The 13,543-nt window shown below is 70.6% G+C and carries 12 protein-coding genes and 1 pseudogene; 2 read left to right on the top strand and 11 right to left on the bottom strand.

What is annotated here, in order from left to right; genetic code table 11:
- Nucleotide 1: 1 nt before the first annotated feature.
- From NQV17_RS23590 to NQV17_RS23555, 8 genes are all read right to left on the bottom strand, one after another.
- Nucleotides 2-748 (bottom strand): glucose 1-dehydrogenase, encoded by a 747-nt coding sequence (locus NQV17_RS23590; RefSeq protein WP_257774079.1) that lies wholly within the window; start codon nt 746-748, stop codon nt 2-4.
- 161 nt (nt 749-909) lie between these two features.
- A complete protein-coding gene (locus tag NQV17_RS23585; protein WP_257774078.1) occupies nt 910-1,614 on the bottom strand; it encodes an ABC transporter ATP-binding protein in 705 nt (234 codons plus the stop codon).
- Nucleotides 1,611-2,360 (bottom strand): ABC transporter ATP-binding protein, encoded by a 750-nt coding sequence (locus NQV17_RS23580; protein WP_257774077.1) that lies wholly within the window; start codon nt 2,358-2,360, stop codon nt 1,611-1,613. The genes NQV17_RS23585 and NQV17_RS23580 overlap by 4 nt, the downstream gene beginning before the upstream one ends.
- Complete coding sequence (locus tag NQV17_RS23575; RefSeq protein WP_257774076.1) at nt 2,357-3,583, bottom strand: branched-chain amino acid ABC transporter permease; 1,227 nt, start codon at nt 3,581-3,583, stop codon at nt 2,357-2,359. The genes NQV17_RS23580 and NQV17_RS23575 overlap by 4 nt, the downstream gene beginning before the upstream one ends.
- On the bottom strand, nt 3,576-4,511 hold the full coding sequence (locus tag NQV17_RS23570; RefSeq protein WP_257774075.1) for a branched-chain amino acid ABC transporter permease: 936 nt from the start codon (nt 4,509-4,511) through the stop codon (nt 3,576-3,578). The genes NQV17_RS23575 and NQV17_RS23570 overlap by 8 nt, the downstream gene beginning before the upstream one ends.
- Before the next feature lie 13 nt (nt 4,512-4,524).
- Complete coding sequence (locus tag NQV17_RS23565) at nt 4,525-4,962, bottom strand: thioesterase family protein (protein ID WP_257774074.1); 438 nt, start codon at nt 4,960-4,962, stop codon at nt 4,525-4,527.
- A 149-nt stretch (nt 4,963-5,111) separates the two neighbouring features.
- Nucleotides 5,112-5,648: an NUDIX domain-containing protein gene (locus NQV17_RS23560; protein WP_257774073.1), complete on the bottom strand. Its 537-nt coding sequence runs from the start codon at nt 5,646-5,648 to the stop codon at nt 5,112-5,114.
- A gap of 122 nt (nt 5,649-5,770) precedes the next feature.
- The gene (locus NQV17_RS23555) at nt 5,771-7,048 is read right to left on the bottom strand and encodes a YbfB/YjiJ family MFS transporter (RefSeq protein ID WP_257774072.1); all 1,278 of its coding nucleotides are present in this window, start codon (nt 7,046-7,048) and stop codon (nt 5,771-5,773) included.
- A gap of 124 nt (nt 7,049-7,172) precedes the next feature.
- On the opposite strand from NQV17_RS23555, the gene NQV17_RS23550 reads away from it, so the two are divergent.
- The gene (locus NQV17_RS23550) at nt 7,173-8,093 is read left to right on the top strand and encodes a LysR family transcriptional regulator (RefSeq protein WP_257774071.1); all 921 of its coding nucleotides are present in this window, start codon (nt 7,173-7,175) and stop codon (nt 8,091-8,093) included.
- A 236-nt stretch (nt 8,094-8,329) separates the two neighbouring features.
- Here NQV17_RS23550 and alaS read toward each other — a convergent pair whose 3' ends face one another.
- Nucleotides 8,330-10,954, bottom strand: a complete 2,625-nt coding sequence (gene alaS / locus NQV17_RS23545; protein WP_257774070.1) for an alanine--tRNA ligase — start codon at nt 10,952-10,954, stop codon at nt 8,330-8,332.
- Between the two features lie 240 nt (nt 10,955-11,194).
- Between alaS and NQV17_RS23540 the strand changes: the two genes are divergently transcribed.
- On the top strand, nt 11,195-12,415 hold the full coding sequence (locus tag NQV17_RS23540) for a CaiB/BaiF CoA-transferase family protein (protein ID WP_257774069.1): 1,221 nt from the start codon (nt 11,195-11,197) through the stop codon (nt 12,413-12,415).
- 59 nt (nt 12,416-12,474) lie between these two features.
- Here the strand turns inward: NQV17_RS23540 and NQV17_RS23535 are convergent, their stop codons facing one another.
- Both NQV17_RS23535 and NQV17_RS23530 read right to left on the bottom strand, forming a co-directional pair.
- Nucleotides 12,475-13,044: a hypothetical protein gene (locus NQV17_RS23535; RefSeq protein WP_257774068.1), complete on the bottom strand. Its 570-nt coding sequence runs from the start codon at nt 13,042-13,044 to the stop codon at nt 12,475-12,477.
- A pseudogene (locus NQV17_RS23530) lies at nt 13,041-13,469 on the bottom strand (L,D-transpeptidase). The gene NQV17_RS23535 and the pseudogene NQV17_RS23530 overlap by 4 nt, the downstream one beginning before the upstream one ends.
- Between the last annotated feature and the right edge of the window lie 74 nt (nt 13,470-13,543).

Below are 13,543 nucleotides of genomic sequence, written 5' to 3'. Positions count from 1 at the left end.
ATCAGTGCAGCCCGCCGCTCGCGACGAGGCGCTCGCCGGTCAGCCAGCGCGCATCGTCCGATGCGAGGAACACCGCGACCGACGCGATGTCGTCCGGCTCGCCGAGGCGGCCGAGCGGCGTCTGGCTTTGCACCTGCCGGTCGAGGTCCGAACCGATGATGCCCGCGCTGTGCGTGCCTTCGGTCACGATCATGCCCGGGTTGATCGCGTTCACGCGAATCTTGCGCGGGCCGAGTTCGAGCGCGAGCACGCCGGTGATCGCGTCGACGGCGCCCTTGGTGCCGCTGTACACGGCGCTCGCGGGCGGCGTGATGCTCGTCACCACGGAACTGATGTTGATGATGCTCGCGCCTTCGCCCAGATGCTTGACGGCGGCCTGCGTCGTCAGCAGCACGCCGAACACGTTCGTGTCGAACTGCCGGCGGTAGTGCTCTTCGGTGATCGCCTCGATCGGCGCGAATTCGTACACGCCGGAATTGTTGACCAGCACGTCGAGACGGCCGTACGTGTCGATCGCCGTGTCGACGATGCGCTGCGCGTCCGCTGCCTTCGACACGTCGCCGCCGACCGCGACCGCGCGGCCGCCCGCTTCGACGATCGCGCTCACGACCGCGTCGGCGCCGGCCTTGCTGCTCGCGTAGTTGACGACGACCGACGCGCCTTCGGCGCCCAGCGCCTTCGCGATTGCGGCGCCGATCCCCTTGGAAGCGCCCGTGACGATCGCGACCTTGCCTGCCAGCTTGCTCATGATTTCATTCCTCAGTCGGAAGACTTCGATGGATGGGTACCGGTCGCGCCTGTCGCGGCGCACCGGCCTTGCTGGCAATCTTCGCGGTTCCGGCGGCCGCGATAAAGCGGCTCGACACGAATTGACTGGCGAGGTTTGCCGAACAATCGGCCGACGGACGGTCAGCCGGCGCTCAGCCACGCGCCGACGACGTCGCCGCCGAGCCCGTCGAGCGCGCCGTCGTAGACGATCCGCCCGCGCCCCATTACCGCGACGCGCTGCGCGAGCCGCGGCGCGAGCTGCAGCCGCTGCTCGATCAGCAGGATCGCGACGCCGTCGTCCTGCAGCGCGGCAAGGCAGGCGCCGACTGCGTCGACCGCGAGCGGCGCGAGCCCTTCGGCCGGTTCGTCGACGATCAGCACGCGCGGGCGGCCGGCGAGCGCGCGCACCAGCGCGAGCACCTGCTGCTCGCCGCCCGAGAGCCGCCCGGCCTTCACGTCGGCCCGCGCGCCCAGCAGCGCAAAGCGCGCGAGCAGCCGGTCGAGCGCGGCACGTTCGGCCGCGCCGCGCAGGCCGCGCAGCCCGAGCCGCAAGTTGTCGCGCACGCTCAGCAGCGGAAATACGTCGCGGCTTTCGGCGACGTAAGCGACGCCGCGCCGCGCGATCTCGAACGTGCGCGCCCCCGCGCATTCGGCGCCGGCGATGCGCACCGAGCCCGCGGTGCGCACGAGCCCCATCACGGCCTTCGCGAGCGTCGAGCGGCCCGAGCCGTTGCGGCCGAGCAGCGCGAGCGTCTCGCCCGGCGCGAGCGCGAGATCGACGCCGTCGAGCACGGGCTGCCGCCCGTACCACGCACGCAGGCCGCGGATGTCGAGCAGCGCGCTCATGCGCCCTCGCCGAGATAGGCGGCGCGCACGGCCGGGTCCGAGCGGATCGCGTCGGGCGCACCGGTCGCGACCACCGTGCCGCGCACGAGCACCGTGATGCGCTCGGCGAAGCCGAACACCGCATCCATGTCGTGCTCGATCATCAGCACCGTGCGGCCCTGCGTCGTCGCGCGGATCAGCGCGATCATCCGCGCCGCCTGTTCGCGGTTCATGCCGGCGGTCGGCTCGTCGAGCAGCAGCGTGCGCGCGCCGCTCGCGAGCGCGATGCCCAGATCGAGCGCGCGCTGTTCCGCATAGCCGAGTGCGCCGGCCGGCGCGTCGCGCTGCGCATCGAGGCCGATGTCGTGCAGCACGCGCGCGGCCGCGCGATCGACCGATGCCGATTCGCGCAGCCGGTTCCACCAGCGCCGCCGCTCGGCCGGCGCATGCAGCGCCGCGCAGCGCAGGTTGTCGAACACGCTCAGCCGCGCGAACGCGCTCGTCTGCTGGAAACTGCGGCCGATGCCGAGCCGGCTCGCGACGACCGGCCCGCGCCCGCGCAGCTCGACACCGTGCAGCACGACGCGCCCGCGCGTCGGCCGCGTCGCGCCGGCGATCACGCCGAACAGCGTCGACTTGCCCGCGCCGTTCGGCCCGATCAGCGCATGACGCTCGCCGGCCGCGATGCTCAGTTCGATGCCGTCGAGCACGGTCTGCGCGCCGAAACGCTGCACGATCCCGTGGAGCGCGATCGCGTTGCCGTTCATCGCCCGTCCTCCCGCGTGCCATGCCCATGGTTCAGCAGCCGCGCGCGCCAGCCCCACAGCAGCGTGCCGATGCCGGCCGCCGAGGCCGCGACGGCCCAGCCCGCCGGCGAATCGGCGTCGATCCCCCACGCGCCGAACGCGATGCCGGTGCCGTCGTCCTGCGCGAAACGCCACGCATAGCCGAGCTCGGCCGCGCAGACGATCGCGACGCCCCAGAACACGCACGCGCCGACCCCGCACAACAAGCGCCACCGCTCGGCCGCCGGCGCGCCGCGCCGCAATGCATGCGCGAACGCTTGCGCGATGCCCGCGATCCCGCGCGGCGCGGCGACGACGACCGCGACGAACAGCACGCCGAGATACAGCGCCCATGCGCGCGACACGCCCGCGACGACGACGCTCAGCGCGGTCAGCACCACCGCGCCGGCCGCAGGCCCGAAGAACGTGCCGGTGCCGCCGATCACCGCGGCGATCAGCACGGTCGCCGAACGCGCCATCGACACGCTGTCGGGCGTCGCGATCTCGACGTCGATCAGCGTCAGCGTGCCGGCGATGCCCGCGAAGAACGACGCGCAGGTGACCATCGCGAGCCGTACGCGGCGCGGCTCGGTGCCGAGCGCGGCGACGCGCGCGGGGTTGTCGCGCACCGCGTTCGCGAGCCGGGCGAGCGGCGTGCGCGTCAGCGCGTGCATCGCCAGCGCCGACACGATGCACCATGCGGCGATCACCGCGTAGGCCTGCGTTTGCGCACCGAAATGCCAGCCGCCCCAGGGCGCGCCGCTCGCGCGGTCGATCGTCACGCCGCCGACGCCGCCGAACCACGCGGGCACGCTCCACGCGGCGGCCGCGACGCATTCGCCGAGGCCGAGCGTGATCATCGCGAACACGGTGCCCGCGCGGCGTGTCGCGAGCAGGCCGGCCAGGAACCCGAAGCCCGCGCCGGCCGCGCCGCCGACGAGCGGCAACAGCGGCAGCGGCGCGCCGACATGATTGAACCAGTGCGCGGCGGCGAACGCGCCGAGCCCCGCGACGGCGGCATGGCCAAACGACAGCAGCCCGGTCGTGCCGAGCTGCAGGTTGTACGACAGCGCGAGCACGACGAGCGCGGCCGTCTGCGCGAGATAGCCGAGCACCGCGCCATGCGGCCACAGCCACGCGGGCACGGCCACGCACGCGGCGAACAGCACCCAGCGCAGCGCGCCGGCCCGCGCGCGGCTAGCCATCGACACGCTCGCCGAACAGCCCGCGCGGCCGGGCGACCAGCACCGCGACGAGCAGCAGGTACGGGACCAGCGGGGCGAGCTGCGCGATCGACACGGCCGCGACGCTGTCGGGCAGCGCGAGGCCCGCCCATTGCGCGAGGTCGCGTAGCGACGTGTCGCTGGACGCCGCGAAGGTCTGCGCGAAGCCGACCGCGAGCGACGCGGCGAACGCGCCGCCGAGCGAGCCGAGCCCGCCGATCACGACGATCGCGAACACCACCGACCCGACGGTCTCGGCCAGCGCCGGCTCGATCACCGCGAGCGGCGCGCCGATCACGCCGGCCAGCGCCGCGAGCGCGGTGCCCGCGCCGAACAGCCCCGTCATCACGCGCGGCACGTCGTAGCCGAGCGCCTCAACGGCCGCGCGGTGCGTGAGCGCGGCGCGCACGACGAGCCCGAGGCGCGACACGCGCAGCAGCGCGCCGAGCGCGACCAGCATCGCCGCGGACATCGCCATCATGAAGAGCCGGTAGCGCGGCAGCGCAAGGCCGAACACGGTCACGGGCGTGCCGTCGAACAGCGGCGGCACCGGCGCCGGCAGCGGTGCGAGGCCCCACAGCAGTTTCGCGCCCTCGCCGATCAGGTACGCGAGCCCGAAGGTCAGCAGCAGTTCGCTCGTGTGCCCGTGCGCCTGCACGCGGCGCAGCAGGGCGCGCTCGCAGCCGGCGCCGAGCAGCCCGACCGCGAGCGGCGCGAGCCCGAGCGCGGGCCAGAAACCCGCGCGGGCCGCGATGCTGTAGCCGACGTATGCGCCGAGCATGTAGAAGCTCGCATGCGCGAAGTTGAGCACGCCCTGCACGCTGAAGATCAGCGTGAGGCCGGCCGACAGCATGAACAGCAGCAACCCGTAGCTGAGGCCGTTGAATGCCTGGAGCGCGAACGCGTGCACCGCCGCGCGCCCGTCAGCCGGCGAGCGGTTCGAGCGCCGCGCGCAGCGCGTCCGGCAGCGGCACCGGGCGGCGCGTGCCGCGATCGACGTACACGTGCACGAAGTGTCCCTGCGCGGCCGGCGCGGTTTCCCCTGCCGCGAACAGCCCGATCTCGTAGCGCACGCTCGACGTGCCGAGCTTCGCGACGCGCAGCCCCGCGTCGACCGACTGCGGAAAGACGAGCGGCGCGAAGTAGTTGCACTGCGTCTCGACCACGAGCCCGATCGTCTGCCCGTGCTCGACGTCGAGCAAGCCCGCGCGGATCAGGTATTCGTTCACGACGGTGTCGAAGTAGCTGTAGTAGACGACGTTGTTCACGTGCCCGTAGACGTCGTTGTCCATCCAGCGGGTCGTGATCGGCAGGAAGTGGCGGTAGGCGTCGCGCGGACGCGGCTGCGGCTTGTCGGACATGGCGGTGGCGATGGCGGTGGGCGGTCAGGACGAGGAAGATGAAGCGCACGTCGCGCGGCGGCCGCGCGGAACGGCACGCCGGCGAATGGCGAGATGCCGCGCCGCGATCGTGCCCGGCGCGACGGACGACATGGCGGCGGCGCGGCCCGTCACTGCCCCGCTCGGTCGACGAATTCGAAATCGAGGCCGCGCGCGCGCATCCAGTCGGCCAGCGCGTAGCCGGTGCCGGCGCGCCACGGGCGCAGCAGCGGCGGATCGACGAGCCGGTATTCGAGCAGTTCCGGCGACAGCGCGACGGTGCCCGACGCGCGCACGTGGTACGCGATGATCAGTTCGTTCTTGCGGATGAATTCATAGACGCCGACGAGCGTGACCTGCTCGGCCTTCAGCGCGGTTTCCTCGAACACCTCGCGCGCGATGCCGTCCTCGGGCGTCTCGCCGTTCTCGAGGAAGCCGGTGATCAGCGCGAACATCCCTTCCGGCCAGGCCGCGTTGCGCGCGAGCAGGATCTTGCCGTCGAGCTCGACGATCGCGGCCACCACCGGCAGCGGGTTGTTCCAGTGCACGTAGCCGCACACGTCGTCCGGGCAGGCCTGGCGGACGCGGCCGCCTTCGTGGTCGGGATCGGCGCGCTCGGTCAGCGGACGCGCGCAGCGCGGGCAAAAACGGTAGTCGGCGGTGGTCATCGATGGGGATCTGGCGAACGCCCGGCGGCGGCCTGCAAGCCGCGTCGCGCGCCCGCTCGGCGCGGGAAAGGCCTCATTCTAGCGAGTTTGCCCGCGCCGCAGACGATCCGGCCCCGATGAAGTCAGGGTTGCATGCGGGGTTGCGCGCGCCCGCGCGCGGCCGTCGCCGCGAAGCCGGCGGCACCGGCGAGCAACGCACCTGCCGCGACCCACAGCGCCGGCGAGAACGACCCGAAGCGCGCGGTCAGCGGCGCGGCGACGAGCGGGCCGAGAATCTGCCCGACCCCGTACGACGCGGTCGCATAGCCCATCAGCCCGGCCGCACGCTCGCCATGCAGCCGCCGCGCCTCGCGCATCGCGAACAGCGTGATCGCGGTGAACGGCAGGCCGAGCAGCGCGCTGCCGGCCGAGAAGCCGGCCGCATTCGGCCAGACGATCCCCGCCGCGATCCCGAACGCCTGCGTCGCGCAGCCGGCGGCGAGCAGCAGCCGGTTGTCCCAGTGGCCGGGCAATCGCGACGCGGCGATCGCGCCGACGATCAGCGCCGCGCCGAACATCGGCCAGAACAGGTCGGGCCACGGCGAGCCGGCCGGCAGCACGGCACGCGCGATCACCGGCAGGAACGTCGCGGTGATGATGTAGCCGAAGCCCGGCATCCCGTACAGCACGACGAGCCACGCGGCGTCGGCGCGATGGCGTCGTGCGTCGTGCGGTGCTGCGGCCGGCGCGGCCGGTCGCTCGCGCATGGCCGGCGCCGCGGCGCCCGGCGCGGCGGTTGTCGAGGCGGCCGGCCCCGGCGCGCTGCCGAACGTGCGCCAGATCGCGACCGACAGCAGCGCCGACAACGCCGCGAAGCCGAGCCAGCCGGGCGCCGCGCGATGGCCGGCGAGCGCGCTGCCGATCAGCCCGGTCAGCACGATCCCGACGCCCGGCCCCGCGTAGATCACCCCGCTCCACTCGGGCGCATGCAGTTCGGTGAGCCGCCGCAGCCCCCATTGCGACACGAACACGAACGTCCATGCGCTGACGACGCCCGCGACGAAGCGCACCACGAGCCACACGGAGAGCAGATGGCCGACGCCCATCTCGGCAGTCAACAGCACGGTGGCGGCCAGCCCGAAGCGCACCATCCGCGCGGGCGCGACCCGCACGGCCGCGCAACTGACCGCGCCGACGAAATAACCCGCGTAGTTCGCCGACGCGAGCCAGCTGCCGGCCTTCAGGCCGATCGAGCCGTCGGCGAGCATCAGCGGCAGCAGCGGCGTGAACGCGAAGCGGCCGACGCCGAGCGCGACCGCCAGCCCGATCATGCAGGCGAGCGCGGCCGCGCGGGCGCGGCGGTCGGCGTCATCGGGCAGGTGTACGCCGGCAACGGCGCTCGGAGCATCGGAACGGGACATGGCGGCATGGGCCGCGCGCGGCGCGCGCCGGCCGGAATGGAAATCGGAACGCTTGTATCGTAGCTTGACCGAACGTTCTCGATAAATGAATAATCAAGAATCCACATATCTCCAGGAGAGAATCATGGACCTGGCGGCGCTGGCGATTTTCCGGGCTGTCGTGCGCGAGAACGGCGTGACGCGCGCGGCGGCGAAGCTCAACCGCGTGCAATCGAACGTGACGACGCGCATCAAGCAGCTCGAGGAGGAACTCGGCGCGGCGCTGTTCGTGCGCGACGGCCGCCGGCTCGTGCTGACGCCGGCCGGGCACACGCTGCTGCCGTACGCGGAGCGGCTGCTCGCGCTTGCCGACGAGGCGCGCGACGCGGTGCGCGAGGACACGCCGCGCGGGCGGCTGCGCCTCGGCACGATGGAAAGCACGGCCGCGAGCCGGCTGCCGACCGTGCTCGCGCGCTATCACCATGCGTGGCCCGACGTGTCGCTGGAGCTCGTGACCGGCACGACCGGCTGGCTGATCGACAAGGTGCGCGACTTCGAGATCGACGCGGCGCTGTTTGCGCGGCCGCCCGAGCCGGACACGCTGCCCGACACGTTCGAGACGGTGCCGATCTTCCGCGAGGATCTCGTGCTGCTGACGCCGCGCGGCCATCCGCCGGTGCGCACGCCGCGCGACGTGATCCTGCCGACGCTGGTCGCGTTCGAGCGCGGCTGCACGTACCGGAAATATGTCGAGCAATGGTATGCGGCGCACGGGATGAAGCCCGCGCGTGTGCTCGAACTCGGTTCGTATCATGCGATCGTCGCGTGCGTCGCGGCCGGTGCGGGCATCGCGGTCGCGCCGCGCTCGGTGCTCGAGCTGCAGCCCGAGACCGGCAACGTCGCCGCCCACATGATCCACGAACTCGAAGGGATCGACACGCTGCTCGCGTGGCGGCGTGGTTACGCATCGGCGGCGCTCGCCGCGTTGCGCGATGCGCTGGGCGAGGCTGCGCGGGAGCCGGGTGATGCGAACAAGGCGGAGGTGGCCGCATCGGTGTCGGCCTGAGTCGGGATCGCAGGCTGCCGCTGGCGCGCGCGCTCGACCGTCATTCCGACAAAGGTGATGCGGTCAGGGCGGTGGTGGCCGCATCGGCGTCTGCACGAGCCGGGAACGCAGGCGAGCGCGCCAATGCTTCATACCGACAAAAACAAAACGACCCGACCGGCACACCGCCGATCGGGTCGTTTTTCCTATGACGCGACGCGGTCAGCCCGACCACACCGCATCATCAGCCATGCCGATCAAAGACGCTCTTCGACCCAGCCCTTGACGCCTGCCAGCGCGCCCGGCAGGTTCGCCGGTTCCGTGCCGCCTGCCTGCGCCATGTCCGGACGGCCGCCGCCCTTGCCGCCGATCTGCTGCGCGACGAAGTTCACGAGCTCGCCGGCCTTGACCTTCTTGCTCGCGTCCGGCGTGACACCCGCGATCAGGCTGACCTTGCCGCCTTCGACGGCCGCCAGCACGATCGCCGCGCTCTTCAGCTTGTCCTTCAGCTTGTCGACCGTCTCGCGCAGCGTCTTCGCGTCCGCGCCGTCGAGCGTCGCGGCCAGCACGAACACGCCACCGACTTCGATCGCCTGCTGCGCGAGCTCGTCGCCCTGGCTCGACGCGAGCTTCGACTTCAGCGCGCCCAGCTCCTTCTCGAGCGACTTCACCTGGTCCTGCACCTGCGCGATGCGTTGCGTGAGTTCCGACGGCTGCGCCTTCAGCGCGGCGGCCGCTTCGTTCACGCGCGCATCGAGCTCCTGCACGTAGCGCACCGCGTTGTCGCCGGTGATCGCCTCGACCCGGCGGATGCCGGCCGCGACGCCGCCTTCGACGACGATCTTGAAGAAGCCGATGTCGCCGGTGCGGTGCACGTGCGTGCCGCCGCACAGTTCGCGCGAAAAGCCGAGGTCGAGCACGCGCACTTCGTCGCCGTACTTCTCGCCGAACAGCGCCATCGCGCCGCCCTTCACCGCTTCGTCGTACGGCATCACGCGCACGATGCCCGGCGCGTTGGCAAGAATCTCGTTGTTGACGATCTGCTCGACGCGACGGATTTCGTCGTCGGTCAGCGGCGCGTTGTGCGCGAAGTCGAAGCGGGTTTTCTCCGCGTCGACGAGCGAGCCCTTCTGCTGCACGTGTGCGCCGAGCACTTCACGCAGCGCCTTGTGCATCAGGTGGGTCGCCGAGTGGTTGCGCTGCGTGCGTGCGCGACGATGCGCGTCGATTTCCGCGCGCAGCACGTCGCCGACCTTCAGCGTGCCCTGCTCCAGCGTGCCGTGGTGGCCGATCACGTCAGCCTGCACCTTCAGCGTGTCGGCCACCGAGAAGCGCGTCGCTGCATTCGCGAGCACGCCCTGGTCGCCGACCTGGCCGCCCGATTCCGCGTAGAACGGCGTGTGGTCGAGCACGACGACCGCATCCTGGCCGGTCTTCACTTCGTTGACGGCCGAACCGTCGACGTACAGCGCGACGACCTTCGCGTCGTCGAACGCGATTTCTTCATAGCCGTGGAACGTGGTCTTCGCGCCCGAGTATTCGAGGCCCTGCGTGGCCTTGAACTTGCCGGCCGCGCGCGCCTGCTCGCGCTGACGCGCCATCGCGTCGTCGAACGCCGGCTCGTCGACCGTCATCCCGCGCTCGCGGCACACGTCGGCCGTGAGGTCGAGCGGGAAGCCGTAGGTGTCGTGCAGCTTGAACGCGAGTTCGCCGTCGAGCACCTTGCCGCCCTTCGCGTCGACATCCGCCAGCGCCGCTTCGAGGATCGACATCCCGTGCTCGATCGTCTCGAAGAAACGCTCTTCTTCCTGGCGCAGCACGTCGGTCACGCGCTGCTCGGCTTCCTTCAGTTCCGGATAGGCTGCGCCCATCTCGGCGACGAGGTCGGCCACCAGCTTGTGGAAGAACGAGCCCTTGCGGCCGAGCTTGTAGCCGTGGCGGATCGCGCGGCGCACGATGCGGCGCAGCACGTAGCCGCGGCCTTCGTTGCCGGGGATCACGCCGTCGACGATCAGGAACGAGCACGCGCGGATGTGATCGGCGATCACCTTCAGCGAGTTGTTCGTGAGGTCGCTGATCTCGGTCACGCGCGCGGCGGCCTTGATCAGGTTCTGGAACAGGTCGATCTCGTAGTTGCTGTGCACGTGCTGCAGCACCGCGGCGAGGCGCTCGAGGCCCATGCCGGTGTCGACCGACTGCTTCGGCAGGCGCGTCATGTTGCCCTGCGCGTCGCGGTTGAACTGCATGAACACGAGGTTCCAGATCTCGATGTAGCGGTCGCCGTCTTCTTCAGGCGACCCCGGCGGGCCGCCCCACACGTCCGGGCCGTGGTCGTAGAAGATTTCGGTACACGGGCCGCACGGGCCGGTGTCGCCCATCGTCCAGAAGTTGTCCGACGCGTAGCGCGCGCCCTTGTTGTCGCCGATGCGGATGATCCGCTCGGTCGGCACGCCGACTTCCTTCGCCCAGATGTCGTACGCTTCGTCGTCTTCCTGGTAGACGGTGACCCACAGCTTTTCCTTCGGCAGCTGGTAGACCGTGGTCAGCAGCTCCCACGCGAAGCGGATCGCGTCGTGCTTGAAGTAGTCGCCGAACGAGAAGTTGCCGAGCATCTCGAAGAACGTGTGGTGGCGCGCCGTGTAGCCGACGTTCTCGAGGTCGTTGTGCTTGCCGCCCGCGCGCACGCTGCGCTGCGCGGTCGTGGCGCGCGTGTACGGACGCGGATCCGTGCCGAGGAACACGTCCTTGAACTGGACCATGCCCGAGTTCGTGAACATCAGCGTGGGGTCGTTACCGGGCACGAGGCTCGACGAGCGGACGATCGTGTGGCCCTTCGATTCGAAGAATTTGAGGAATTTCTCGCGGATTTCGGCAGCTTTCATGGCGTGCGGGGAATGTCTGGCTGAGACGGCTTCAAACGCCGGCCGTCCTCGCGGACGCACGGCGGGCAGATATCGTAAACGAGCGATTATACGATACAGATCGGCCGCTCCCACGCCAGCGGCCCGCCGCACCGGACGACCGGCCTGGGCCACCGGCGCGGCCGATTCGCCTTAAGATGCTCGGCATGCCAATCCGCCTTGCCTCGGGCCGGGCGAGCCATGAAAGGAGACGATTCGACGATGGGTGCCCTGAGCCATATCCGCGTGCTGGACCTCACCCGCGTGCTCGCGGGCCCGTGGTGCGCGCAGACGCTTGCCGATTTCGGCGCGGACGTGATCAAGGTCGAGCGCCCCGGCGCCGGCGACGACACGCGCCACTGGGGGCCGCCGTACCTGAAGGACGCGACCGGCGCCGATACGGCCGAGGCCGCGTACTACCTCGCGGCGAACCGCAACAAGCGCTCGGTGACGGTCGACATCGCGACGCCGGAAGGCCAGCAAACCGTGCGCGAGCTCGCCGCGCAGAGCGACGTCGTGCTCGAGAACTACAAGGTCGGCCAGCTGAAGAAATACGGGCTCGATTACGAATCGCTGCGCGCGGTGAAGCCCGATCTCGTCTACTGCTCGGTCACCGGATTCGGCCAGACGGGCCCGTACGCGCACCGCGCGGGCTACGACTTCATCGTGCAGGGAATCGGCGGCTTCATGAGCATCACCGGCGAGCGCGACAGCGAGCCGGGCGGCGGGCCGCAAAAAGCCGGCGTGGCGATCGCCGATCTCGCGACGGGCCTCTATTCGACGATCGCGGTGCTCGCCGCGCTCGCGCACCGCGATCGCACGGGCGAAGGCCAGTACATCGACATGGCGCTGCTCGACGTGCAGGTCGCGCTGCTCGCGAACATGAACACCAACTTCCTCGCGAGCGGCAAGCCGCCGGTGCGCTGGGGCAACGCGCACCCGAACATCGTGCCTTACCAGACGTTCCAGACGAGCGACGGCTGGATCATCGTCGCGGTCGGCAACGACGGGCAGTTCCGCAAGTTCGTCGAGGCCGGCGGGCGGCCCGAGCTGGCCGACGACGAACGGTTCGCGACGAATCCGTCGCGCGTGCGCCACCGCGACACGCTGGTGCCGATCCTCGCGGAGATGGTGAAGGCGCGCGGCAAGGCCGACTGGATCGCCGTGCTCGAAGCGGCCGGCGTGCCGTGCGGGCCGATCAACGAACTCGACGAGGTGTTCGACAACGAACAGGTGGTCGCGCGTGGAATGCAGGTGTCGCTGCCGCACCCGTGCGGCGCGGACGTGAAGCTCGTGCGCAATCCGATCCGGATGAGCGCGACGCCGCCCGATGCGCGCACCGCCCCGCCGCTGCTGGGCGCGCAGACGGACGACGTGCTGCGCGACATGCTCGGCTACGACGATGTGCGGATCGCCGCGTTGAAGGCGAAGCAGGCGATTTGAGCGCGTGTGATACCCGGCCGACCGCCCACGCAAGCAGTATCGGCCGGGTATATCGGGGGTCAGCGCTGCCCAAGCGTATCGCACCCGCCAGCGAGCAGTGCGAGCGCGGCACGCGCGGCCGGATCGACGACGATCGCACGACCGCCCGCGCCCGGGAGGCCGGTGACTGCCACCGTGTCCGTGTCGGCCGCCCCCCGGAATACCAATGTCGGAAGCGGTTCGGAGGCGATGCGATCGCGCATTTCCAGCGTGCCGAGCGGCGTCGGGAACGCCGTCGCAAGCTCGGCGACGGGCACACTGCCGCGCACGATCAGCGTGGTGAGCGGCGCGAGCCGGTCGGCCAGCCCAGGGGGCGCGACACACTGCCGGGAAACACGGCCGTCGAACGTGACGCGCACGGAGAACGGCGCCGCCGACTGCACGCGATGCGCGTTCACGTTCAGCGTACCGGCGGAGTAGACGAACGACATCACCTCATCCGGCTGCACACTGAGTATTTCGGTACCCGGCGCGATCGGCACGGGACTGCCGGCGCCCCCGACCATGCTTCGCCAAGCCAATACGACGAGCACGGCGACGAACACCACGCCGGCCGCGCGAGCGAGCCGGCCTGTTGCCGCGGGCGTCATGACACCTGCACCGTGGTTCCGACCGGTGTCCATTCGTACAGCTGCCGCGCATCGGCCTCGTTCAGACGCACACATCCGTGCTAGCCGAACCGGTCACTCAGTGAATTGCGAGCCAGCCGCACGACGCCGAGCGGCATCGGTCCGTGGTATTGATGAAACGCCTTGCCATCCGCGGTGAAGAACATTGCATGATCCATCTGCGCGTTATACATGCGACTGCGATAAGGGTGGTGCTTGCGGAGGATTCTGAACGTGCCCCGATCGGTCGGGTGCTCGCGGTCGCCTGTCACGCAGTCGAAGCGGAACACGCAAACGCGCCCCTCGTATGCTTCCACGCATTGCCGTGACAGATCAACCTGAATCCGTTTCGTCGCGGCGCCGTTGTTTTCTTTGGTGCGGTCGGATCGTGCGGGCTGGACTGGCATGGAGGCTTTCCGTCTGGTCGAATGGCCCGCCAGACTACCCACTACCGACTTCAAGCGATATGGGACACGTCAGA

The organism is Burkholderia sp. SCN-KJ (assembly GCF_024656005.1).
Lineage (GTDB): Bacteria > Pseudomonadota > Gammaproteobacteria > Burkholderiales > Burkholderiaceae > Burkholderia.
Note: the sequence above shows the minus strand (reverse complement) of the source record. Positions and strands in the feature narration are given on the sequence as shown.